General features: G+C 53.2%; 24 protein-coding genes and 1 tRNA gene. 14 read left to right on the plus strand and 11 right to left on the minus strand.

Annotated features, from left to right (window positions below):
* Positions 1–5: 5 nt before the first annotated feature.
* Positions 6–1397 (minus strand): glycoside-pentoside-hexuronide family transporter, encoded by a 1392-nt coding sequence (locus tag ACOT1A_RS09885; RefSeq protein WP_015570055.1) that lies wholly within the window; start codon positions 1395–1397, stop codon positions 6–8.
* Between the two features lie 288 nt (positions 1398–1685).
* On the opposite strand from ACOT1A_RS09885, the gene ACOT1A_RS09890 reads away from it, so the two are divergent.
* Positions 1686–1780, plus strand: a tRNA-Sec gene (locus tag ACOT1A_RS09890).
* Positions 1781–1811: 31 nt separating this feature from the next.
* Here the strand turns inward: ACOT1A_RS09890 and ACOT1A_RS09895 are convergent.
* Together ACOT1A_RS09895 and ACOT1A_RS09900 are read right to left on the minus strand one after the other, a co-directional pair.
* Positions 1812–2996, minus strand: a complete 1185-nt coding sequence (locus ACOT1A_RS09895; protein ID WP_155024885.1) for a helix-hairpin-helix domain-containing protein — start codon at positions 2994–2996, stop codon at positions 1812–1814.
* A 33-nt stretch (positions 2997–3029) separates the two neighbouring features.
* Positions 3030–3194 carry a YlcI/YnfO family protein gene (locus ACOT1A_RS09900; protein WP_155024886.1) on the minus strand — a complete coding sequence of 55 codons (165 nt, stop codon included), beginning with the start codon at positions 3192–3194 and terminating at the stop codon, positions 3030–3032.
* A gap of 127 nt (positions 3195–3321) precedes the next feature.
* Between ACOT1A_RS09900 and ACOT1A_RS09905 the strand changes: the two genes are divergently transcribed.
* Both ACOT1A_RS09905 and ACOT1A_RS09910 read left to right on the plus strand, forming a co-directional pair.
* On the plus strand, positions 3322–3663 hold the full coding sequence (locus ACOT1A_RS09905; protein WP_063150631.1) for a SymE family type I addiction module toxin: 342 nt from the start codon (positions 3322–3324) through the stop codon (positions 3661–3663).
* Positions 3664–3786: 123 nt separating this feature from the next.
* Positions 3787–4086, plus strand: coding sequence for a helix-turn-helix domain-containing protein (locus ACOT1A_RS09910; RefSeq protein ID WP_023299004.1), 300 nt, complete (start codon positions 3787–3789; stop codon positions 4084–4086).
* A gap of 64 nt (positions 4087–4150) precedes the next feature.
* Here the strand turns inward: ACOT1A_RS09910 and ACOT1A_RS09915 are convergent, their stop codons facing one another.
* From ACOT1A_RS09915 to ACOT1A_RS09925, 3 genes are all read right to left on the minus strand, one after another.
* A complete protein-coding gene (locus ACOT1A_RS09915) occupies positions 4151–4921 on the minus strand; it encodes a GlxA family transcriptional regulator (RefSeq protein WP_237765595.1) in 771 nt (256 codons plus the stop codon).
* Positions 4922–5274: 353 nt separating this feature from the next.
* Positions 5275–5754: a hypothetical protein gene (locus ACOT1A_RS09920; RefSeq protein ID WP_022646606.1), complete on the minus strand. Its 480-nt coding sequence runs from the start codon at positions 5752–5754 to the stop codon at positions 5275–5277.
* A gap of 1 nt (position 5755) precedes the next feature.
* A complete protein-coding gene (locus ACOT1A_RS09925) occupies positions 5756–6544 on the minus strand; it encodes a winged helix-turn-helix domain-containing protein (protein WP_126291583.1) in 789 nt (262 codons plus the stop codon).
* Positions 6545–7378: 834 nt separating this feature from the next.
* On the opposite strand from ACOT1A_RS09925, the gene ACOT1A_RS09930 reads away from it, so the two are divergent.
* From ACOT1A_RS09930 to ACOT1A_RS09955, 6 genes are read left to right on the plus strand one after another with little or no spacing between them, the layout of a single operon-like run.
* Entirely contained in the window at positions 7379–7981 is a 603-nt protein-coding gene (locus tag ACOT1A_RS09930) for a helix-turn-helix domain-containing protein (RefSeq protein ID WP_045308231.1), read from the plus strand.
* Positions 7982–8033: 52 nt separating this feature from the next.
* Positions 8034–8618, plus strand: a complete 585-nt coding sequence (locus tag ACOT1A_RS09935) for a fimbrial protein (RefSeq protein ID WP_023299002.1) — start codon at positions 8034–8036, stop codon at positions 8616–8618.
* Positions 8619–8671: 53 nt separating this feature from the next.
* Positions 8672–9349 (plus strand): fimbrial biogenesis chaperone, encoded by a 678-nt coding sequence (locus ACOT1A_RS09940; protein WP_023299001.1) that lies wholly within the window; start codon positions 8672–8674, stop codon positions 9347–9349.
* Between the two features lie 23 nt (positions 9350–9372).
* On the plus strand, positions 9373–11898 hold the full coding sequence (locus ACOT1A_RS09945) for a fimbria/pilus outer membrane usher protein (protein ID WP_045308232.1): 2526 nt from the start codon (positions 9373–9375) through the stop codon (positions 11896–11898).
* A complete protein-coding gene (locus ACOT1A_RS09950; RefSeq protein WP_038415006.1) occupies positions 11889–12407 on the plus strand; it encodes a fimbrial protein in 519 nt (172 codons plus the stop codon). Before ACOT1A_RS09945 ends, ACOT1A_RS09950 begins: the two co-directional genes overlap by 10 nt.
* Complete coding sequence (locus ACOT1A_RS09955) at positions 12407–13414, plus strand: fimbrial protein (protein ID WP_022646599.1); 1008 nt, start codon at positions 12407–12409, stop codon at positions 13412–13414. The genes ACOT1A_RS09950 and ACOT1A_RS09955 overlap by 1 nt, the downstream gene beginning before the upstream one ends.
* A gap of 1 nt (position 13415) precedes the next feature.
* Here the strand turns inward: ACOT1A_RS09955 and ACOT1A_RS09960 are convergent, their stop codons facing one another.
* Complete coding sequence (locus ACOT1A_RS09960; protein ID WP_022646598.1) at positions 13416–13940, minus strand: lipocalin family protein; 525 nt, start codon at positions 13938–13940, stop codon at positions 13416–13418.
* A 117-nt stretch (positions 13941–14057) separates the two neighbouring features.
* On the opposite strand from ACOT1A_RS09960, the gene ACOT1A_RS09965 reads away from it, so the two are divergent.
* The 5 genes from ACOT1A_RS09965 (at position 14058) to ACOT1A_RS09985 (ending at position 18568) form a co-directional block, all read left to right on the plus strand.
* A complete protein-coding gene (locus ACOT1A_RS09965) occupies positions 14058–14783 on the plus strand; it encodes a MerR family transcriptional regulator (protein WP_022646597.1) in 726 nt (241 codons plus the stop codon).
* Between the two features lie 99 nt (positions 14784–14882).
* Positions 14883–15293, plus strand: a complete 411-nt coding sequence (gene uraH / locus ACOT1A_RS09970) for a hydroxyisourate hydrolase (RefSeq protein WP_046621820.1) — start codon at positions 14883–14885, stop codon at positions 15291–15293.
* Between the two features lie 102 nt (positions 15294–15395).
* On the plus strand, positions 15396–16355 hold the full coding sequence (locus ACOT1A_RS09975; RefSeq protein ID WP_126314414.1) for a YbgA family protein: 960 nt from the start codon (positions 15396–15398) through the stop codon (positions 16353–16355).
* 145 nt (positions 16356–16500) lie between these two features.
* Complete coding sequence (locus ACOT1A_RS09980; RefSeq protein ID WP_023298997.1) at positions 16501–17589, plus strand: AAA family ATPase; 1089 nt, start codon at positions 16501–16503, stop codon at positions 17587–17589.
* A gap of 175 nt (positions 17590–17764) precedes the next feature.
* Complete coding sequence (locus ACOT1A_RS09985) at positions 17765–18568, plus strand: DUF4225 domain-containing protein (RefSeq protein ID WP_022646593.1); 804 nt, start codon at positions 17765–17767, stop codon at positions 18566–18568.
* Here ACOT1A_RS09985 and ACOT1A_RS09990 read toward each other — a convergent pair.
* From ACOT1A_RS09990 to ACOT1A_RS10005, 4 genes are all read right to left on the minus strand, one after another.
* Positions 18546–18875 (minus strand): hypothetical protein, encoded by a 330-nt coding sequence (locus ACOT1A_RS09990; protein ID WP_022646592.1) that lies wholly within the window; start codon positions 18873–18875, stop codon positions 18546–18548. The two genes, ACOT1A_RS09985 and ACOT1A_RS09990, sit on opposite strands and share 23 nt — an antisense overlap.
* A gap of 123 nt (positions 18876–18998) precedes the next feature.
* The gene (locus tag ACOT1A_RS09995) at positions 18999–19985 is read right to left on the minus strand and encodes a GlxA family transcriptional regulator (protein ID WP_022646591.1); all 987 of its coding nucleotides are present in this window, start codon (positions 19983–19985) and stop codon (positions 18999–19001) included.
* A gap of 25 nt (positions 19986–20010) precedes the next feature.
* Positions 20011–20790, minus strand: coding sequence for an MBL fold metallo-hydrolase (locus tag ACOT1A_RS10000; protein WP_126314412.1), 780 nt, complete (start codon positions 20788–20790; stop codon positions 20011–20013).
* Between the two features lie 89 nt (positions 20791–20879).
* Positions 20880–22130 (minus strand): HlyD family secretion protein, encoded by a 1251-nt coding sequence (locus ACOT1A_RS10005; protein WP_023298992.1) that lies wholly within the window; start codon positions 22128–22130, stop codon positions 20880–20882.
* Positions 22131–22132 lie beyond the last annotated feature (2 nt).

A 22132-nucleotide genomic window follows, 5' to 3' on the forward strand; every position in this document is an offset into this window, starting at 1 on the left:
TCCTCTTAGTTCTGCAATTCTTTACTGACCGGCAGGTTTTCAAACTCCTGCTGATTGCGGCGCGCACCCTGCGCCAGCTCGCGCAGGATTTTGGTCAGGAAGGGGGTTTTCAGCGTGTAGTAGCGTTTGGCGATAATGGCGCTCAGCACGTAGCAGATCGCCGGAGCCAGCGTAAACAGACCGATAATGATGCTGATGGTCGCGCTGTTCTGGGTTTTGGCTGCCGCGTCGTAGCCGCCGCCTGCCAGCATCCAGCCGATCATCGCCCCGCCCAGCGCCAGGCCGAGTTTCAGCACGAACAGCGTACCCGCAAAGCTGATGCCGGTCAGACGTTTGCCGTTGGTCCATTCGCCGTAGTCGACGGTATCGGACATCATTACCCACTGAATCGGCGTCACCAGCTGGTGCAGCACGCCGATAACAAAGATAAAGCCGAACATCAGCACGGTGGCATGCATCGGCACGAAGAACATCGCCACGCTGACCACCGCCAGCGCGGCGTTGGTCCACCAGAAGATGCTGACCTTACACTTCCAGTCGGTGAGCGGTTTCGCCAGCGCCGAGCCAATCAGGTTGCCGACGCAGTAGGTGGTCAGGAACGCGACGAACACCTCCGGCGAGCCCATGATCCAGGTGCAGTAGTACATCATCGCCCCGCCGCGCACGCAGACGGCGAGAATGTTGAGGATGGTGAGCACGCCGACGATGCGCCACTGGTCGTTTTGCCAGATATCACGCAGATCTTCACGCATGGAGGTGGTGCTCGGCGGCACCTGGATGCGCTCTTTGGTGGTGAAGAAGCAGAACGCCAGCATCAGGAACGCGACCACCGACAGCACGGCGATCCCGCCCTGGAAGCCGAACGCCTTATCGTCGCCGCCGATCAGGTTCACCAGCGGCATCATCAGCACCGTGGAGAGCATGCCGCCCGCCGTCGCCAGCACAAAGCGCCAGGACTGAAGGGAGATACGCTGTGTCGGGTCGTTGGTGATCACCCCGCCCAGCGCGCAGTACGGGATGTTGACCACGGTATAAAGCAGGGTCAGCAGCGTGTAGGTGATAGCGGCGTAAACCATTTTGCCGTTGAGGCTGAGGTCCGGCGTGGTGTAGGCCAGCACGCAGACGATGCCGAACGGAATGGCGCCGAACAAAATCCACGGACGGAACTTGCCCCAGCGGCTGCGGGTGCGGTCGGCAATCAGCCCCATGCACGGGTCGGAGATCGCATCCAGCGCGCGCGCCAGCAGGAACATAGTGCCGACAAACCCGGCGGGAATACCAAAAATATCGGTGTAGAAAAACATCATGTAAAGCATGACGTTATCAAAAATGATATGGCTGGCGGCGTCTCCCATGCCGTAGCCAATCTTCTCTTTTACTGACAGTACTTCGCTCATATTTTTATCCTTCACGCTGTAGGGGGCGCTGAGACCGGTTGCATTGGTTTTAAACCATTGTTTCAGGAGCGGGTATTGCGTTTTCTGGTTAAGAGATTACGTTTCTTGTTTTTTGTGATCGGGATAAAAGTTGATGAGCACGAAATGCTAACCTGAGGATTTTCTTAAGAATTAGCTGAAACAGGGGGATTCAGGTCAAAAGAGAGGTGAAAAAAGTGGTGTGGGGTATGTGGTAAATGCCTGAAAGTAGCTATAATGCGCCCCGCCTCCATGTAGCAATGCAGGCGCGGAAGATCGTCATCTCCGGTGAGGTGGCTGGACTTCAAATCCAGTTGGGGGCGCCAGCGTTCCCGGGCAGGTTCGACTCCTGTGATCTTCCGCCAATAATTTTGGTGTGTATTCTTATGCAAAATTTTAAATATCAAATTCAGCTTGAATTTTTGACAAAATTTTTGGTCCCACTCCGGGGACATCTTTTATCATTTCAAGAGTTAACATCCCATTTTCTATTCTTTTTTTCACTATATTTTTGGCAATCCCCCTTTTAACATCAAGTATAACCTCCAATTCATCAATAGACGCTTCGTTAATGTTTTTCTTCCCATTCCTATGTTTTTCTAAGTTTATATACTCAAGGATATCAGAAATCATTAAATATGTATGAAATACGGCTTTTGTAGCTTCTATTTGAGTTAACTCTGAATGAACCCCTTTATTTGTTAGCTTATAAGAACCTTGCAGCCATGCACCTAAGTAATCAACATGAGACTTAGCCAAATCTTTATTACTGGAAGATGTTATTGAATCATCCATAAAAGCCCACAATCTATTTATATACTGCCCTTTACCCAAAGCTCTCCCATTTCTTTTCTCCTCGCTGGGCGGATATAACTCATCAGCTAAACCTTCTATTAAGCGGCGACAAGATGTCAAAGCATGTGACCATTCTTCTGGTTTATCTGAAGAAAGAGCTTTGAAGGCTAGCATTAACTGCTCACCTAGCTCTTCTTTTATTTCAAGTAATCTATCATCTACAGCATCTTTTAGAGTATCAAAACAACTTTTAACTGTTCCTGAAAACTTTAATCTTTTGAATAACTCTTTAGCATATTCATGTGCAAGTTTCCTAACATAGCTTAAATGTTTATAGAGATCATTTTTATAATAAGTTCCATCATTTCCATCTTTAAGCCTTACCAGATCAAAATATCTTTCTTCTAAAAAACCTATTCCAACATAACCACCCCCAGATTCATTATATTTTGAATTTAATTCTTCAGTGTTGAAATGTTTCTTATTAAGACCTAATTTCTTCAAATCTTCATATTGAGCGGTTATTTTAGTAGAAAGTTCATCATAGATTTTTGTTCCTTTTTTCTTACCATGTATTTCCCTATAAAGATTTAAAAGCCTCCCTAAAGGATCAGTGTATTTTTGATCAGCCAATTGTATTGCACACCACTTTTTAATATCTTCATCTTCAACTAAATCAGCGGCTCTATATAATTTTTGAATTGCCGAAAAAATTGTTCCTTTGGGGGACTCTAAATCATTTAAAGTTGACTCAAGCAGTTTTAATGCCTCTGATTGTATTAACATACTATTCTCCATTGAGGTTATCTTGATAAGAACTTAGTAATTTTTAGTTAACCTAAGCCTACAAGCCTCTTTCACCCACTTACTAAAATTCCCTTTACCCGCAGCCTTCTCAATCTGTTCCAAAAGCTCATCCTCAAAACGGATGTTCTTCATCGTGCTTTTGGTACGGTCAAAATTTGGTTTCTTTTTTTCTTGCATGGTAGGTACCACTTCGGTTAATTTATCTTCATGTGGTACCTACCACATGGATTCGGAATTCTGCAACGCCCCGCAGTGTTGGAGCACTAAAGGGCGTCTAACCTCACCAACTATCAAGGAGTTGATTATGGCTGATTCGCATTCTACCCCAGACACCGACCAATCCGGAACCGAGCATTCGTTAATTGTGGGATACCGCCCGAATGTTTACGACAAATCTACGCCGAGAATCATCCTTTCCGGCAAGTGGCTGCGCGCGGCGGGGTTTGATACTGGACAGCAGGTCACGGTAAAGGTCATGAAAGGATGCATCGTTCTGGTGGCGTATAACGAGCAGGAGCAGCGTTTGCAGGACGATTATAAACGGACGAAAGCAAAGCTTATTGAGATAGAGGACGCGCTTGCAGCGATCCAAATTCCACATGCTGGAAAGCGCCTCGCAAAATCAAATACAAACCACCTGGCTTAGCGGCTGTTTCTGGCATACTACGAGCTTACAGACATTATCCTTATGAAGCATTTCTGATAAGGGTGGACGGGTCGAAAATGCAGTTGTTCGGTTTTATCGAACAACTGCCAGCGAGGCAGCCAAGTGAAAACCTTAAATGAAGTGATTGCGTCACGCTCACCGGAAAGCCAACAGCGCATTCAGGAGATGGCAGAGGAAATGTTCCTCGAAACCGGTCTGCAACTTCTGCGTGAAGAGCTCCAGCTTTCGCAAAAACATGTCGCCGATCTTATGGGCGTAAGTCAACCTGCGGTAACACAGCTGGAGCAGCGTGGAAACGATCTGAAGATTGCTACGCTTAAGCGTTACATCGAAGCGATGGGCGGAAAACTTAGCATTAACGTGGAACTACCCACTGGCAAGCAGGTTGCGTTTCATCTCTAGCGCGATTGTATCTGTAGTTGATGGCGCAACTATAGAAGCCGCATTTTACATCCACCTCAGAAAATTAATTCTGCGACGTGCGCCACACCCCAGGCGTACAACCATACTCCGTCTGAAAATGACGAATAAAGTGCGCGCAGTCGCTGAACCCCATCCGCTGCGCAATATCCGTCACGCTTTGCTGCGAGTTCTTCAGCAGCCAGCAAGCATAGCGCAGTCTGGCGCTGCGGATAAATTCGCGGGCCGTTTTGCCGAATTCTGCGTGGAACAGACGGTTGAGCTGGCGTTCACTCAATGCCACTTCTCGCGCAAGCCCGGCGGTGGTGAGCGGCCGGGTCAGGAACTGTTCTATCAGCATGACGGCGCGGCGCAACCGCGAGTCAGGGATAAGCGCAAGATTCGCCGGACGTGGGGTGGCAATTTCATGCGGAACGAGCGACAAACGCTGACAGGTGGTGCTGGCGATATCATCCCCGGCATGGGCGCGGATAAGCTCAGTTGCCAGCGTCAGGGTGGAAATACCGCCCGGGCAGGTCAGCACATCGCCATCGTCGATGAAATCATACCCTTGCTCAGCATAAACCAGCGGGAAAGCCTGCCGAAATGCATCAAGGTGGAAAGGATGGATGGACGCTCGTCGTTCATTCAGCAATCCTTCCTGTGCGAGGACAAAACTGCCGGTGCCAATGCCAATGAGCGGAACCCCGGCATGGTGGGCATGTGCCAGATACGCTTTATCCCCCTGATATCCTAAGTCCAGATACTGCAATTCACCGCCGATAACAGCAAGGTAGTTAAAACTTTCCGGCGGGGCATGGGGGGAATCCGGTCTCATGATTATTCCCGCATTGCTGATAATCGGGATATCAGGAAACTCACTTATCAGGCTGATTTTAAATGCTAATTTATCCTGCGCTTTCGCTGCATAACGCAGCGCCTCCAGCAACCCAGAGACGGCCAGGAGTGAATAACGGGGCCATAATATCAACCCAATATGCAGACACTTTTCCGGTACTGATTTCCCCCCATCGGAGGAGTCAAATACACTTTTCATTTACTTGCCAAATTTAAAATTAATTACATTATCGCAACATGATCTGTCGCACTTTATATTTCTAAGATAATCCTGATATTTTAAATCAAGCATAAATGAGACGGGAGGAAAATATAATGCTTTTCTCGTTTACATCATTCTTTTTTTGAACCACGACACACATATGTCGGTAATGTTCCTAAGGTAAAGATATAGTTACCATTATGTTGTTCATTGATACGCATATAAATACTCTTGCCCGGATAGACAAAAAATTGCGGTTCATATTTTTCCAGCCAGCTGTCTTCAACATTATCGTCCGGGAACGTCATATTTTTTTCTGACGTCAGCAAATAGAGGCGATCTTTTCTCTCCACCCGAAAGGAAATTTTCCTGTCGATGGTTTTACCCGGATCGCTCTTTGCCCGGCCATTCATGCTCAGGGTGCCGAATTTCCCGTCGAAGGTGTAATTCAGCCAGACCGTCAGCGTCTCATCCGGATGGTGCTGTACCAGATTAGCCTGGCATGAAAAAGGCTGAACGTAAGATCGGTGCCACAGGTAATAGCCCGTCAGCACGCCTGCCGTGACGAGGCCCGTCACGATGACATACAGCATCTGCCGAAAACGAGTCATGCTAGCTATCCTTCAGGAAATAATCAGATATACAGCGGTTCGGTTCTTTCATTGGCCGGTCGCAGCGAATAACCGACGCACGAGGAAGCAGGGCGTACCAGCTGATGTAAACCCAGGGATATTGCGCGCATTCAGCCTTGAATTGTTCTACATAGGTCAGCGCGGAAGCGCGTTCAGCGTGAGTCTGAATGTCGTTCGCAAGATAAACGCGACAGGCCCCGACGGATGCCGCAAAACGGTAATCCTCAACAAAACGGTTTTCCCTGGCGCTCATATATCCCGTCACGCCTGCCCCGGCCAGGATGACCAATAGCCCCATGACGACAGCCAGCCAGCGCGTGGGCTTCCTGGCAACGGGCGCTGCTGGCGCGGAGGATGCAGAGACCTCCTCGATCGCTGGCGCCTCCATACATTGTCCCTCTGCGGGTTGAGGCGCGACGGGTGAAGACTCTCTGACAGTTATTTGCGTGTCGCTTGCCAGCGTCAGCCCAATCCGGGGAATGGTAACGATAGGGTCAGTTTCAAAACCAATCTTTTTGAGCCCTTTGCGCAGAATGGAGATGTTCTGGTAATAGGTATTGGAGGAGACAAGCATGCCGCGGCTTTGCCAGACAATATCAAGGAACTCTTGCTGAGTGACAATCGACCCCGCTCTGTCGATTAATAACAACAGGCATCGGCCTGCTGGCGAATTTAACACAACCACACGGTCAGGATTGTTGATATCACGTAACGTGCTGGCCGCAGGATGAAATTCGACGATATTATTTATAATGTAATGCTTATGCATAGGGGCAGTATGAATTCTCCGGTTAACAGATGTTGAACCTGAGTCACCGCATGTATGTGATGACATTCGCGTCGGGATTAATGTGACTGATTAACAGCATGCTGTATATCTTCGCCATTGGCGAAAAATCTTAATTTATATTTCATCCCTTAAGCTTCACTGAACCTGCATAAGAACTCAACCCTTGTAGAATGCGGCTTGCAGAGCCGATTCATCCGCGATCATCCTCATTATGATGTTTTGTGAAGTGAATTTCCGCTCCACAGAAGTATCTGACTATCGACAGCATCTCTTTTATCTGAGCCTCTCCTTTTGGCGCACTCCTCGCCTCTTGACATTGACAAATATCTACATAAAAAAACATTGTACGCCACGGACATGCGTGTCTGAAATATTCAGTACTCTTAAGCCTTAAGCTTTCTCAACCTTACAAATATCAATAAGTTACATGGTTTTTGTATGCTTTTCACCCACCTCTCTATCAGTTTTTATCGATGATAACATTCGTAAATTGTTATTCCCCGTCAGCAACTTCACACCCGCACTGACACCAGACGACAAACTCCTTACAAAACATTTATCAAAGCTAAATTTTCATTAAAAATAGCGGCTATCATAATTTACAGAAAGCGAAGCGGAATAAGACCAATCAGAGGGAAGCGTCGTAACCGGTCTCGATCTTAGTAATTAATACAATTTTAGATTAATTCAGATTACCTCTTTATTGGCCGACGTATAGTAGGCCTACACTATGCAATACGTCATTGCTTCGAGAATACTGGCGATACCCTTATAAATAATTCGCCTGATTACTATTATAAATCGAGGAATAACATGACGAACAATAACCAAATAACACAGCAAATTACTGTTGCATTGATGGGCGGCGATCATTATGCAAGAAACGGCATTAAAACGTTATTACGCAGCATCCGCGACGACCTTCACATCATTATCATCGAAGGAGGTTATCAGGAACTGGATAAGGCGCTCTCATCGATTCGTATCGATATCTTATTTATATCCGGCACAGAGAAATACCATACAGGGTATGGCTCACTGAAATATTTAAAAAAAATCAAAGCCACGCATCCTGAGGTGATTATCTGCCTGTACTCAACCTCTGCCCATTCCCTGTTATGGGCCAGGGAAGATATTGATGCCTATATCTCGCTACAGAACACGGTTTATCAGTGGCGGATAAAGCTAGCAAAAATGGTCGATAGCCATTATCGGCCCCAAAAGCAGCCAGCGGCGTTATCGCTGACGCCTGGAGAAAGGAGGGTATTAAAGGAACTCAGGAACGGACTGGATATACGTTACATCGCAGAACTGGAGAAACTTTCTTATCGCCGCGTGAGCGCTTTAAAAAGCTCAGCGATAAGAAAACTCGGGCTCAGGAATAAGACAGATTTGCTGGTCTTTTTAACCAGTTAGACCTGCCGCTTTCAGAGCAAATCTCGTAATAAAAAAACCAAGGAACCATGAAATGAAAGCACGCCTTACTTGTCATTCTCTGCTGGCATTAAGCATTGCCGCCCTGCTGCCAGCGGGCTCAGCACTGGCCGCCACCACCAGCGGCGGCACGGTTAACTTTAGCGGTAAAGTGGTGACCTCCGCCTGTGCCATCAGCGCCGGTAGCGCGAATATCGACGTCGACATGGGTGAAGTGCGTACCGCCACGCTGGCTGCCGCAGGCAGTGAAGCCAGTACCGCAAAAGCCTTCTCCATCACGCTGGAAGATTGCGAAATCGCCGATACCTCCGCGTCCACGGAAGATAACCCCATTGCCGCAACGACTGTGGCTATCACCTTCACCGGTACGCCGGACAGTACCGATGTGAATAGCCTGGCCGCGGGAGTAAACGGCGGCGCGGGCTCGGCGCAGCATGTCGCTATCCGTCTTTATGATGAACAGGGCAACGTCGTCAGGCTGGGTGAGCCGGCAGCAGCGATCCCCCTGCGTGCGGGGGCGAACACCCTGAACTTCAGCGCGAAATATTACTCCCCACTGGGCAACGCCACGGCGGGTGATGCCAGCGCGGTCGCAACCTACACCGTGACCTATTCGTAATCTTCAGGCCCGGTCTGCTGGCCGGGTCTGACTCAGCTTTCAGGAGACGCACAATGCGCGTAAACACATGGATTTGTCTGGCTGGCACGTTATGTTCATCCGCCGTGTATGCAGGCGGCGTGGGGTTGGGTGCAACGCGGCTGGTCTACGCAGGCGCGACGACACAGACGATGATGCAGGTAAGAAATACCCACCCTGATGCCACGTTCCTGATCCAGTCATGGATGGAAGACGAGAAAGGGAGCCGTACCAACGACTTCGTCATCACGCCGCCGCTGTACGTCATGAAGCCCGCCAGCGAAAGCGCGGTGAAAATCATGTTCAGCGGCAACGCCCTGCCAGCCGATCGCGAAACGCTGTACTGGATGACGGTCAAAGCTATCCCACAGCAGGTTAAAAACGGTTCCGGCAATTCGCTGCAATTCGCCTCTGCCAACCGCATCAAGGTCTTTTATCGCCCTGAGTCGCTTCGGGAAGGCGCAGGAGAGGCATGGAAAAACCTTGCCGGCGCCTACCGCGCGGGCAAGGTCACGCTGACCAACCCAACGCCGTATTACCTCACCACCATTAACCTGAAAATTGATGGCAGGCCGGTGTCGCCCGTCATGGTGCCGCCGAAAACCAGCGTGACGCTGGCAGACACCTTCAGCCATGCGAGCAGCATGAGCTACCAGACGATTAACGATTATGGGGCCTGGACGCCCGTCACCCGCACGTCATTGTCCCAATAATAAAAACAGTAAGGCGTGACCACATGAAAATTAAAATCCTGTGCGCCACGGCGATCGCCCTGGTGATTCGGCAAGCCGTGGCTGCCGAAAGCGAGCTGCACTTTAATCCTGCGTTTCTCAACGGCGAGCGCGCCAACAGTGCCGATCTCGCCTGGGTCAACGCCGGGAGCGCGTTGCCGCCGGGCGAGTACAATCTTAACGTGTATATCAACACCCAGTTCGCGTTCACAGGTAACGTCACGTTTCGCGTCGCTGAAAACACCGCCGGTGAAGCCCTGCCGTGCCTTACGCCTGCGCAATTCGCCGCACTTGGCATCGACAGCCGTCAGGCGAAAGGGGGTGAGCTGTCGCCTGCGCAGCGCTGCATTTTTTTAACCCGGTCGTTCGCCGATACCCGGTTTGATTTTGACCAGAGGACGCTTACCCTCAACTTCACCGTACCGCAAAGCGCGATGCGCGCTCTGCCGCGCGGGTACGTCAGCCCGGAGAGCTGGGAATCCGGCATCCCTGCCGCGTGGCTGAACTATGTGGTCAATGGCGCGAATAATGACTACCGGGGCGAGACGCGCACGCGGGAACAACAGCTGTTTGTGAGCCTGAACAGCGGCGCCAACCTGGGCGCATGGCGGCTGCGTGATTTCACCACGTGGACCAAAGAGAGTAACGAGCTCACCCACGTCCAGACCTGGCTACAGCGGGATATCCGCGCCCTGCGTGCCCAGGTTTATGCCGGTGAAACGTTCACCTCATCGCAGGTGTTTGACGCCGTTGGCCTGCGTGGGATTGCCCTGAAGACCGATGACAATATGTTGCCCGCCAGCCTGAGCGGTTACGCGCCTGAAGTGCGCGGCATCGCGCGCAGCAATGCCACGGTGACGGTTCGCCAGAACGGTAACGTTATCTATCAAACCTCGGTTCCGCCGGGGGCGTTTGTGCTGAAAGATCTCTATCCAACCTCTTCCGGCGGCGATCTCGCGGTCACCATTCAGGAGAGCGACGGCAGCCAGACGCAATACACCCTGCCCTTTGCCAGCGTGCCGAATCTGGTGCGTAACGGTCAGGTGAAATATGCTCTGGGGGCCGGGAAATACCGCCCTGCGGGCAATCAGATCTCGTCCTCCTTCGCGCAGGGCGAGCTGTTCCTGGGCTGGCGATACGGTCTCACGTTTTATGGCGGGGCGCAGTTTTCCGATCGCTACAACGGCCTGGCCTTCGGTATCGGGCAGAATCTCGGCCGCTTTGGCGCCTACTCCCTCGACCTCACCCATGCCCGCAGCCAGCTGGCTGATAATCAGCACTACACCGGGGATTCGGTGCGCCTGCGGTACAGCAAGCTGCTGAACGATATCGGTACGCGGGTCAATTTCTTCTCGCTGCGTTACTCAACGGCAGGGTTTTATACTCTCAGCGATACCACTTACAAAGGCATGGCGGGCGGAGCGCCAGAACAGACCGTGGAAGACGATGGCACCGTCACCACTCACTACGACACGGTTTACAACCTGCATATGTCGCGTAAAGCAAAAAATCAGCTGCTGTTGTCGCAGCCGATGGGCGAATACGGCGCGCTGTCTCTGTCCTGGGATCAACAAACCTACTGGAATACGTCAAAAACCACGCAAAGTTTGCAGTTCGCGTGGAACGCAACGTTTCGTAATCTGTCGCTTGGCATCAGCGCCCAGCGTAGCTCTAGCCTGTACGACAACAAGAAAGACAATATCCTTGCGTTGTCCCTGTCGGTGCCGCTGGGTAACCCGGCGCTGTCGACCCGTCTCCGTTTTACCGCTACCCATGCGGATCCCGCTGGCACCACCGCGAGTACCGGTGTCAGTGGTTATCTGCCAGGACAGGAGAATCTTTTCTATAGCGTCAACCAGCGCTACAGCGCGCAGCAGCACTACGGCGGCGATGCCGCGCTGCAATACGAGGGCGCGTGGGGAGACTATAACCTGGGCTACAGCTACGCCGGTGACTCCCGCAACCTCAGCTACGGGATGAGCGGCGGTGCGGTGCTGCATGAGGATGGCCTGACGCTGAGCCAGCCGCTCGGGAACACCAATATCCTGGTGAAAGCCCCAGGCGCCAGCCATGTCGCCGTGCTCAACCACAGGGGCATCAAAACCGACAGCCGGGGCTATGCGGTGATCCCGTACGCCACGCCGTATCGCGTTAATCAGGTTGCGCTGGATGTCACCACCGTGGGCAATGACGTGGAGCTTGAGAACGCCATCGCCAATAAAATCCCCACCGACGGGGCACTGGTTCGCGCCACCCTCACCACGCGTCAGGGGGCAAAAGCGATGTTTATCGTGCGTCACGCTAAAGACGTGCTCCCCTTCGGCACGCTGGTCTCGTCAGAGGATGACAACGCCAGCGGTATCGTCGGCGATGGCGGCAGCGTGTATCTGACCGGCCTGTCAGCGAAGGGAACATTGCATGCCGTATGGGGACGCGACAGCGCCCAGCGCTGCACGATCCGCTATGCGTTGAACCCGAAAAATTATCAGGCCCGCACCGGGCTGTATTCCCAGGAGGTCATATGTCAGTAACCGTCCGGTTTCTCCCCCTGATCCTGCTGATGTTCATCACCGTCCCCGTACGCGGCTATGACGTGCTGGTTTCCGTGACCGGCAACGTGATCGGCAATACCTGTATTGTCTCGGAAGATTCGAAGGAGCAAAACGTGCCGCTGGGCACCCTCGGCGTGAAGCAATTTAGCGAGGCGGGGGCAGTCAGCAATATCAAAACGCCCTTCACGCTCACCCTTGAAGCGTGCGGCCCTACCTTTGCTGGCGTGAAAATCCGCTTCAGCGGTACGCCGGATGACGAAAACCCGCAGCTTCTGAAAGTCGCTGACGGCGGCGCGACCGGCGTGGCGGTGCAGATTCTGGATAAAGACAGCGTACTTATCCCGCTGGACACCCAAACCACTGCTTACGGCGCGGCGGGGGATGACAGCGTAAAAATGACCTTCTATGCGCGACTGGCCGCCACGGGTGCGCCGGTCAATGCCGGAGACGTTTCGGCAGTGGCGACCTGGACGACGGAGTATCAATAATGCGTTTACTGTTTTTAGGCCTGTTTTTCATGACCTCTCAGGCGCTTGCCCTCTCCTGGACATCGGATATCACCCTTTCGCCAACACCCATGTCATGGTCCGGCCCGGCAGACTCCATCGTGCCCGGAAATACGATCGGCTCTGAATGGAGCGCCACTGCGAGCGTCTCGGAAGTGTTCTGGTGCGGCCTGGTTTTTACCTGCTCCAAAGGGACGCTGGAGCCGAGCAGCAGCGTAACGGCCACCGGCATCACGGTTATTCTTGATGGTGCAAATTACATGGTATTTGAAACGGGCGTGCCCGGCATCGGCTTCATTCTTGGGCTTAAAGATTATAATGGCACCACCTATGTCCCGATGCAGACGGGCATTACGCAGAGTTATCCGGCCGACGGGACTAACGGTTACGCCTCCACACTGGGCTGGTCGGCAAAAGTGACGTTTATCAAGACCGGCGTTCCGCTGAAATCCGGCGTATACCAGACCCCCACCATTAACGCGGCGATCCTGACGGCCTATAACAACGAAGTGAAAACTGCGCAGGTGATCATCAACCCGACCACCATCACGGTGACGGCAAGCGGCTGCACGGTAGGCACGAAAAGCGCCAACGTCGACCTGGGCACCATTGATGTTCACACGCTACCCAGCGTAGGCAGCACCTCGCCATCGGAGGCGTTTAACGTCAGCCTGACCTGCGATGAGAACGTGGCGGTTAACGCAGTAATGACCGATCAGACCACGCCGTCAAATACCTCGTCGGTCGTGACGCTGACCGGGGACTCCACGGCCTCCGGCATTGGCGTGCAGTTTTTCTATAACGGTACCGGGCCGCTGATGATGGGGCCAGACAGCTCGGCCGCAGGCACGACGGGACAGTTTTTCATCCAGACCACCAGCGCAGCACAAACGCTATCGCTGCCGTTCCAGGCGCAGTACATCCGAACCGGAGAGCTGGTCCCCGGCTCGGCTAACGCCCTGGCGAGCATTACGTTTTCGTATCAGTAGGTCAGTGTTTAACCCACACCAGCTGATCGACCCGGAATCCCAGATCGCGTGCGGTATTCAGGTAGTCCTGTTTTACCGCCTCCGGAATGGTCGGGGTGCGCGATAAAATCCACAGGTAGTCGCGGTTCGGGCCGCTGACCAGCGCGTACTGGTACTTATCGTCCAGCTTGATCACGTTATAGCCGCCGTAGAACGGGCCGAAGAACGATACCTTCAGCGCAGCCGTAGTCGGTTCGCCGGTAAAGTACGCCTTTCCTTCGCTCTCATTCCACTTGTTCTTCACCGGATCATAGCCACGATTCAGTACGCTGATACCGCCATCGCTGCGCTTGCCGTACGTCGCGGTCACCTGTTCCAGACCGCGCTCGAAGCGATTTTCCAGTCGGGCGACTTCATACCATTTGCCGAGATAGCGGCTGGCATCAAAGCCGGTAATGGGCTGCACGCCTTTCGGCGGCGTGGGAGATTTACAGGCAACCAGCGTCAGCGCAATGGCGACACCGGTAACGACAGGCCATAGCCTCATGAGAACTCCTTTCATTTACGCGGTTGGACGTTAAGTGTAGCGCACCCGTGCGGCGCTTCATCCCGTCGGGGAATATTCGTAGTATATTGAGACTACTCCTTCTCTTCGGATGCAGACATGGCTTACTCCATCGGCGAATTCGCCAGACTCAGCGGCATCACCGCCACCACGCTGCGGGCGTGGCAGCGACGCTATGGATTACTCAAACCCGAGCGTACGGACGGCGGTCACCGCCTGTACAGCGATGAGGACGTTCAGCAGGCGCTGAAAATCCTCGACTGGGTTAAAAAAGGCGTACCCATCGGCCAGGTAAAATCACTGCTGGAACGCCCTGTGCCGCGCCGCGCCAATAACTGGCAAACCCTGCAACAGGCCATGCTGCAAAAGTTGCAGGAGGGGAAAATTGAATCCCTGCGTCAGATGATTTACGACGCCGGACGCGAATATCCAAGGCCAGAGCTGGTCACTAACGTGCTGCGTCCGTTGCGCAGCCAGATATCGGCCAACGTCGCCGCCGCCATGACGCTGCGTGAGATCCTCGACGGCATCCTCATCGCCTACACCTCGTTTTGCCTTGAGGGCGATAAAAAAGCGCCGGGCGATAATATCCTCATCAGCGGCTGGCATCTGAACGACCCGTGTGAGATCTGGCTTGAAGCTCTGACGCGCACCGGCCAGGGCCACCGCATCGACATACTGCCGGTTCCCCCTGCCGCGCTGGCCCCGGAAATTTTTCCGGATCGCAAATGGCTGCTGGTTACCAGCGGTAAACTTACCGCCGCGCGGAAAAAGCAGGTTGCGCAGTGGCAGCAGCAGGTTTCCCTTGAGGTAATTATCCTCTGATTATTTTCTGCTGTGGCAAACTTCACGAAAAGTTGAATATTTTTTCGCGCAGCGAGTGCTAACGTTTTCCTGTCACCGACAACTCAACAGGAAAACACGATGAAAAAGACACTCCCTCTGATGATACTGGCTACAATGGCTTTCGCCCCTGCCGCGTTCAGCGCCCCGGCAGGCACCCTGAGCGTCCACGTTCTGGACCAGCAAACCGGTATGCCGCCAGCAGATGTGGCCGTCACGCTGGAAAAGCAGGAGCAGAACAAGTGGACCCCGATTGCCAGCGGTAAAACTGACCACGACGGGCGCATCAAATCGCTCTATCCGCAGGATCAGGATATGGCGCCAGGCGTGTATAAAGTGACCTTCAAAACCGCAGATTACTTCCACGGCAAAAAGCTGGACTCCTTCTTCCCGGAAGTGCCGGTGCTGTTCACCGTCACCCGCACCAATGAAAAACTGCACATCCCGCTTCTGCTCAGCCAGTACGGTTACTCAACTTACAAGGGCAGCTGATTGCTCTTGATTTTAAAGACGATTAAAAAATAATCCCGTCAATACTTGGACAAATACGCATTGTTGTGTAACTTTTAGATATGAGATCGGGAGGTGCACATCATGACAACAAAACCTGTGCTGGGTATTAGCGGATGTTTGACCGGTTCCGCCGTTCGCTTTGACGGCGGACATAAGCGTATGGGCTTTGTGATGGATGAGCTGGCGCAGTGGGTCGCTTTCCGCCCGGTATGCCCTGAAATGGCTATCGGCCTGCCCACGCCCCGTCCGGCGCTGCGCCTGGTGATGACCACCGGCGGCGAGACAGAAATGCGATTCAGCAAAGCGCCGCAAGATGACGTCACGCAGAAGATGGCCGCATTTACGGCAGATTATCTGCCGAAAATCGGCGATCTGTCAGGGTTTATCGTCTGTGCAAAATCCCCTAGCTGCGGCATGGAGCGCGTGCGGCTGTACGACGAAAACGGCAACCGGGGCCGCAAGGAGGGTGTCGGGCTGTTCACCGCCGCCCTCCTTGAAACTTTCCCCTGGCTGCCCGTCGAAGAAGACGGTCGCCTGCACGATCCGGTACTGCGGGAAAACTTTGTTGAGCGCGTTTTTGCTCTCCACGAACTGAACGTAATGCGTAAAAATGGCCTGACGCGCCGTGCCCTGCTGGACTTTCACAGCCGCTATAAGCTTCAGCTTCTGGCGCACCATCAGGCAGGCTACCGTGAAATTGGTCCGTTTGTGGCATCACTGCATGAGTGGGACGATCTGGACGCGTTTTTCGTGGCCTATCGCGACAAACTGATGAATATCCTGAAAAAACCCGCTTCGCGGAAGAATCACACTAACGTGCTGATGCACATCCAGGGCTATTTCCGTAACCAGCTGAACAGCCGCCAGCGCGGAGAACTGCGTGATGTGATCCTGCATTACCGGGACGGACTGCTGCCGATACTCGCGCCGCTGACGCTGCTTAAGCATTATCTGGCTGAATACCCTGACCGGTATCTGATGACGCAAAACTACTTTGATCCCTATCCTGATGATTTGGGTCTGCGTCTGGCCGTTACCTGATAAGAAAGAAGCGAAGGCCCATTGACCCACAGAGGCCCAAAGCTGTACCCCGTTTAGACGACACCCTCACTGTCGTCTTTTTTTTGCGCTCAGCGTAAAATACTGTAATTCTGTACAGGTCAAGCATGCACAGCGGAGTACCCCGATGATCAAAAATCTGCATATTCAGAACTACCGCTCAATTCGCGATATGTCGCTTGAGCTGGAACAGCTCAACATCGTGTTCGGCCCCAACGGCACCGGAAAATCCAATATTTATAAAGCGATTTACCTGATGCACAGCGCGGCGCAGGGGCAATTCTCCCAGGCGCTGGCAAACGAGGGGGGGATTTTGAAAGTGTTCTGGGCGGGCAAAACCCGCAGCGATCAGCTGCGGCGCATGAACCTGGCGGTGGAAACGGAAACCTATGAATATGAGCTTCAGGTCGGGTTCGTGGAAAAGCTGCCCTATCCCTCACAGTTTCAGCTCGATCCGGTGATCAAAGAGGAAGCTATCTGGCTGAGCGGCCAGCACCGTCGTCCGTCGTCACAGCTGATGAAGCGTAAGAATCAGGCGGTTTTCCTGAACAACGTGCATCACGAAAAAGTGACCCACAGCGGTACGCTGTATGAGAACGAGTCGGTGTTCGGGCAGCTCGGCGAACCGCACCTCTATCCCGAAGTGTCGCAGATGCGCGAGTCCCTGCGTAACTGGCGCTTTTATCATGAGTTTTCCGTCTCATCCGGCTCGGCGATCCGTGCGCCGCAGGTGGGTTTTCGTTCCCCGGTGCTGGCCAGCGACGGTGCGAACCTGGCCGCCGCGTTTCAGACCATTGTCGAAATTGGCGACGAGCTGCTGCTGATGCGCATTCTCGACCAGGCCTTCCCCGGCTGCGTGTTTTACAGCGACAACACCGGCGGGCGCTTCCGCATGATGATGCAGCGCGAGGGGCTAAGCAGACCGCTGGAACCGGCAGAGTTCTCCGACGGCACGCTGCGTTTTCTGTGCCTGGCGGTGGCGCTGTTAAGCCCGCGCCCTCCCGCATTTATCGCCCTCAACGAACCGGAAAACAGCCTGCATCCGCAGATGCTGCCCGCTCTGGCAAGCCTCATTGCCGAGGCCAGCCGCTACTCGCAGATCTGGCTCACCAGCCACTCGCCGGAGCTGGCGCAGTTGATTGAGAAGCACCGATCGTTTTCGCTGTATCAGCTGTCGATGGTGGAGGGGGAGACGCGGATGGAGCGGCTGGGGTAATGCATTTCTTTTATGCAGTCACCACTTTCAAGGTCGCCATCAACGACGAAGATGATTTCCGTCGGTATATACCTTCGGCGAATTCTGCGCTCGCGACAGATTATCAAATTTATTGTTGCCAGTTTCTGATGCCAGGATAATCTGTAAACGTTGGTTATCAGATGAGAAAATTAAAATGGATATTGTACTTTTCCCTGGTCAGAACGCCCGCGCATGGGCTGAAACAATGATAAATCTTGAAGCCCGCAAGCTCATCAATACTGCGAATATTGTCGGAGGGCAACATCTCAGCGACGGACTCGCACGGATTAAATTTATGGATGATATTCGGCAGTTTGTGATGCAACAATTTAGTGCTACCCGGGCAGCCAGAAGTGATGAGGAGTGCATGGAATGCCTGAAAAACATCCGGGCTGAGAACGAAAGTCTTCTTGAGCAAAGCAGAATGCTTCGCTCCCGTACAGCTCAGCTTTTTGCTCAGATTGAACTGGTTAAAGAAAATAACAAAGTCGTCGGTTACGTTATCTCATCGATTAAGGTTGTGCTTTCAGGGTTACAGATTGTTGCAGGTGTTGGTGCAATGATGACAATGAATCCAGTGGGTGCGCTTGCAGGAGCGATTCTGGTTATGGATGGTGCAAATGCCATTTCAAAAGAAATTAACAGAACGCTTCAACATCAACCAAACTCCGAAGGTATGCTGGCAGATGGCGTCATGGATATCGCTCAGTTTATGGGATTTAAACGTGAATCAGCACTTGGGGTATTCAATAGCGTAAGCCTGGCAGCAAGCGTCTATACGGTATTTGGCGCCATCCGGAAACCCGAATCATGGCGTCTGTTTCGTTATCTCCCGCTGGATTTCTACCGCAAAGTCGACGGAATGAATCGCGCAGCGCTCACTATGAAAATTGTCGGCTGGGGTGTCTCTGCAAAAGTCTCGTTTGATTTAATTTCTAATGCGTCTGGCCAGAACTAATGTATTTCTTTCTGAAGCGCCAGGCTTTGTAAGCAATGATTGGGGGTTGAAAAAACCAGGCAATAATCAATACGATGAAAAGAGAAATACCGCCGGAAACAATATTGTAATGTTCAGCGAAAAAAAGAAGCGCCAGGAAAATCAGAGCCACAGCCGCAGTAATACACAGTACCATGATGAAACGCTTGCCCAACTCAAGCACCACCTCGAGCAGGGATGAACCATAACGGCTAACGTTTCGGTTCAGATACGCTAATTCCTTTACGGTGAAACCTGATTCAAGTAACTGCGTTTCAATATTGTTCATGCCACTACCTTTTCTTCTGGAAAGTAACGTGGATTATCTTAACCGGAAGAGAAGTGCTTGTAACCCGTCTGATGCATACCCATTACCGCCCGCTTTAAAGGCAAAGAAGTCGCCCACGTCTTTTTATTCCATCTCGCCAGCATTATTTTTCGCTGCAAACGGCTTAACGCGAAACGTCTTACGCCACTCCGCCGGACTGACGCCAAAGCGCGCCTTAAACTGCTGCCGATACGTCACCGCTGATAAAAACCCCACCTGCTCAGCGACGCTTTCGATTGGCAGACTGCCGGACTCCAGCAGGATCTGGCTGCGCCGCAGTCGCTCGGCGGTAAGCCAGTCGGCAACGCTCATGCCCGTCGCCTTGATAAAATGGCGGGTCAGCGTGCGTCGGCTCATCGACACCACGTCCGCCAGCGAATCCAGGTTATGCGGCTCGGAAATGTGCTGCTGAAGGTAGTCTATGAGACAGTTAATCCGCCCGTCGCGGGTATCTTTCGGCACAGGCTGCGCAATAAACTGCGCCTGCCCGCCCTCGCGGTGCGGCGGGACGATCATCCGGCGGGCAATCTGATTGGCGACGACGCTGCCAAAGCGCTGGCGGATGATATACAAACAGCAGTCGAGCGCGGCGGCGGTACCTGCCGAGGTGATCACATTGCCGTCGTCCACGTAGAGCGCGTTGATGTCCAGTCGAACGTCCGGAAACAGCGTCTGAAACTGGTGTTCAAACTCCCAGTGGGTGGCGGCCCGTTTGCCGCTGAGTATGCCGGCATAGCCCAGCACAAACGATCCCAGACACAGCCCAACAATTTCCGCCCCGTTGTCTCTGGCCTGAACCAGGCTGTCGAGCAGCGTCTGAGGCGGGCGCTCCAGTACGTGCTGCCAGTAGGGTACAACCACAATTTCAGCCGATGCGATCGCGGAAAAATCCTGCGTCGCATGCAGGGCAAAACCGTCTTTCGAGGTCAGGAATCCCGGTTTTTCAGCGCAGATCGTGACGTTAAAGCGCTTTTCCCCGGATACCGTATCGCCAAACAGAATGCAGGGGACGGAGTAGTGGAACGGGCTAAACCCGTCCACCGCGACAATAGCAACGTTAACAAGCGGCATCTGTCTCTCCTTTCCCCTTTAACACTCAGAATATAACGGTTTCGCCGTCCTGAGGAATGCTCACCGCGTCACTTATCTCGTTGGCGTCAACAAACTCGCGCAGCGCGCGGCGGGTCAGCAGGCAGTGGTTGATAGCTTCCATATGGGTCGCCACGATTTTCGCCTGCGGCAACAGGAAATGCACGTTAAGCAGATCTTCTTCCCCCATGATAATTGGCCCAAACCCGATGACGTGGGCGTAACCAGCGTTGAGCACGACAACGTCCGGCTGATGCTTTTGTAGATCGGCCGCAACCGCGTCGCGCCAGATGGTATCCCCTGCGATATAAAGCGTCTTCTCATCGGAATGACGGAAGACCACGCCGCAGGCTTCACCCAGACGCTCTGCCAGCTCCGGCACGGCATAAGCGCGGTCAGTGCCGTGCTGGCCGCCATAAGTTTTCGCAATCCGGATATCTCCGAACGTCGTTTCGTCGGTCATGACCGTCAGGTTGTGAAAGCCCTGTCCGCGCAGCAGCGCGGCATCGCTATCATTTTGCACGTAGATCGGCTTGTCTTTGGCGATCAGCTCAACGGCATACTGATCCCAGTGATCGTCATGGGTATGGGTGACGATCACCGCATCGGTGTCCAGCAGCGTTTGAACGTCAACGGGAAGCTCGACCATCGGGTTGCGAATATCGGCCCGCGCGGTGCCGGGAAAACCCGGATAAGCACCTTTTGGCGCCAGCATTGGGTCGATTAAAAAGCGTTTTCCCGCGTAAGTGATCAGCTGGGTGGCATTGCGAATTTGCGTAATGTTCATGGGCTATCCTCCGGTTGGTATGAGAAGGAGAATAGCCCCAGGGTGCCGTTAAGAATGTGGGCTAAAGGGCGATGATCGATGAAATCGGGTCAATCGATAAACCGCTTGCGCACCCTTTCCAGCGGCGCAATCAGCAGATTGATAAGCGGTTTACGATCGATAACGATATCGGCGTTCACCGTCATCCCGCCCATCAGCATGCGCTTTTTCTTGTCCGGGTCGGTAAACCAGGAGGGGACGCGCACTTTAGCCAGGTAGTAGTTCTGCCCTTCCTGGAGCGGGATCAGCGCCGAATGGGCATCAATGTTTACCTCATAGAAATCGGACAGCGTCGCCTCCACGGAACCGTATTTGTCCACGGGCCAGGAGTCGAAGCGCAGCTTAACCTTATCGCCTTTCGCCACGCGCCCCACCCCCGTTGCCGGAACATACAGGTACCCCTCCATCGTCGCCGCGGTATTTTTACGGATCACCACCACCACCTCGCTGTTTTGCGTAATGGCCCGGCCTGGCGGGAAGTTAATCGCCACCACGTAGCCATCTGAAGGGGCCAGCATCGCCATGGTGGAACTCCCCCGGCTGGACAGGTTGCGATCGATTTCGCTGATGCGGTTTTTCACGTACAGCTGCTCTTCGCTCAGCGAATCAATTTGCGACTGGGTGCTGTCGGTCAGGCTGGTTTTGCGCGCCTCAAGCTCAAGAATAGTGCTCTCCTCCAGCGTCAGGTTGAGCTGGGCGTTGAGCACATCGTTATGGCTTTTATCGAGATCCACTTTGGAGACATAGCCCTTCCCGGAGACGGATTTCCACGCCTCGTAGGTGTCGGTGCTGTTTTTTAACAGCGCGCGCAGCTTCTTCACCTTATCGCGGGAAACGGCGATCTGCTTGTCAGTGAGAGCCAGCTGCTGCGCCAGATTTTTGCGATACGATGCTATCGAGTCCTCAATGGCCTGGATGCGCTGCTCGCTGCGCTTTTTCTCCGCTTCCATCTGCTGGCGGTCAAACTGCACCACCGAGCCCTGCTTGCCGCCATAGTCCTGCGACACGGTGAACAGCGGATCGTTTTCCTTCACGTACTGGCCGGGCCGGACGGCAAAATCAACAAGGGTTCCGGACTCTCTGGCGCGCACCTCCACATCGCCCTGCGCCGGGATCAGCACCCCGCGTGCCAGCGTGGTTTCCGAAAAGTTGAAAGCAATCGCAAAGACCAGCAGGCAGAGAAAAAAGGCGATGAACAGCGTCAGCACGGTTTTCAGCCGCGGCGCGTTGATTTGATAGCTTTTTGAGAAGTGGTGCGGGATTAGCGCCCGACGCTGTCGGCTTCGGTTTTTTAATTTCACGA

It is taken from the genome of Enterobacter cloacae complex sp. SYL003 (genome assembly GCF_049236925.1).
Lineage (GTDB): Bacteria > Pseudomonadota > Gammaproteobacteria > Enterobacterales > Enterobacteriaceae > Enterobacter > Enterobacter intestinihominis.

What these genes read in the sequence shown, in the direction of transcription:
- ACOT1A_RS09885 (WP_015570055.1), bottom strand. Translation starts at nt 1,397, where the DNA reads ATGAGCGAAGTACTGTCAGTAAAAGAGAAGATTGGCTACGGCATGGGA.
- ACOT1A_RS09895 (WP_155024885.1), bottom strand. Translation starts at nt 2,996, where the DNA reads ATGTTAATACAATCAGAGGCATTAAAACTGCTTGAGTCAACTTTAAAT.
- ACOT1A_RS09900 (WP_155024886.1), bottom strand. Translation starts at nt 3,194, where the DNA reads ATGCAAGAAAAAAAGAAACCAAATTTTGACCGTACCAAAAGCACGATG.
- ACOT1A_RS09905 (WP_063150631.1), top strand. Translation starts at nt 3,322, where the DNA reads ATGGCTGATTCGCATTCTACCCCAGACACCGACCAATCCGGAACCGAG.
- ACOT1A_RS09915 (WP_237765595.1), bottom strand. Translation starts at nt 4,921, where the DNA reads ATGAGACCGGATTCCCCCCATGCCCCGCCGGAAAGTTTTAACTACCTT.
- ACOT1A_RS09920 (WP_022646606.1), bottom strand. Translation starts at nt 5,754, where the DNA reads ATGACTCGTTTTCGGCAGATGCTGTATGTCATCGTGACGGGCCTCGTC.
- ACOT1A_RS09925 (WP_126291583.1), bottom strand. Translation starts at nt 6,544, where the DNA reads ATGCATAAGCATTACATTATAAATAATATCGTCGAATTTCATCCTGCG.
- ACOT1A_RS09930 (WP_045308231.1), top strand. Translation starts at nt 7,379, where the DNA reads ATGACGAACAATAACCAAATAACACAGCAAATTACTGTTGCATTGATG.
- ACOT1A_RS09935 (WP_023299002.1), top strand. Translation starts at nt 8,034, where the DNA reads ATGAAAGCACGCCTTACTTGTCATTCTCTGCTGGCATTAAGCATTGCC.
- ACOT1A_RS09940 (WP_023299001.1), top strand. Translation starts at nt 8,672, where the DNA reads ATGCGCGTAAACACATGGATTTGTCTGGCTGGCACGTTATGTTCATCC.
- ACOT1A_RS09945 (WP_045308232.1), top strand. Translation starts at nt 9,373, where the DNA reads ATGAAAATTAAAATCCTGTGCGCCACGGCGATCGCCCTGGTGATTCGG.
- ACOT1A_RS09950 (WP_038415006.1), top strand. Translation starts at nt 11,889, where the DNA reads ATGTCAGTAACCGTCCGGTTTCTCCCCCTGATCCTGCTGATGTTCATC.
- ACOT1A_RS09955 (WP_022646599.1), top strand. Translation starts at nt 12,407, where the DNA reads ATGCGTTTACTGTTTTTAGGCCTGTTTTTCATGACCTCTCAGGCGCTT.
- ACOT1A_RS09960 (WP_022646598.1), bottom strand. Translation starts at nt 13,940, where the DNA reads ATGAGGCTATGGCCTGTCGTTACCGGTGTCGCCATTGCGCTGACGCTG.
- ACOT1A_RS09965 (WP_022646597.1), top strand. Translation starts at nt 14,058, where the DNA reads ATGGCTTACTCCATCGGCGAATTCGCCAGACTCAGCGGCATCACCGCC.
- uraH (WP_046621820.1), top strand. Translation starts at nt 14,883, where the DNA reads ATGAAAAAGACACTCCCTCTGATGATACTGGCTACAATGGCTTTCGCC.
- ACOT1A_RS09975 (WP_126314414.1), top strand. Translation starts at nt 15,396, where the DNA reads ATGACAACAAAACCTGTGCTGGGTATTAGCGGATGTTTGACCGGTTCC.
- ACOT1A_RS09980 (WP_023298997.1), top strand. Translation starts at nt 16,501, where the DNA reads ATGATCAAAAATCTGCATATTCAGAACTACCGCTCAATTCGCGATATG.
- ACOT1A_RS09985 (WP_022646593.1), top strand. Translation starts at nt 17,765, where the DNA reads ATGGATATTGTACTTTTCCCTGGTCAGAACGCCCGCGCATGGGCTGAA.
- ACOT1A_RS09990 (WP_022646592.1), bottom strand. Translation starts at nt 18,875, where the DNA reads ATGAACAATATTGAAACGCAGTTACTTGAATCAGGTTTCACCGTAAAG.
- ACOT1A_RS09995 (WP_022646591.1), bottom strand. Translation starts at nt 19,985, where the DNA reads ATGCCGCTTGTTAACGTTGCTATTGTCGCGGTGGACGGGTTTAGCCCG.
- ACOT1A_RS10000 (WP_126314412.1), bottom strand. Translation starts at nt 20,790, where the DNA reads ATGAACATTACGCAAATTCGCAATGCCACCCAGCTGATCACTTACGCG.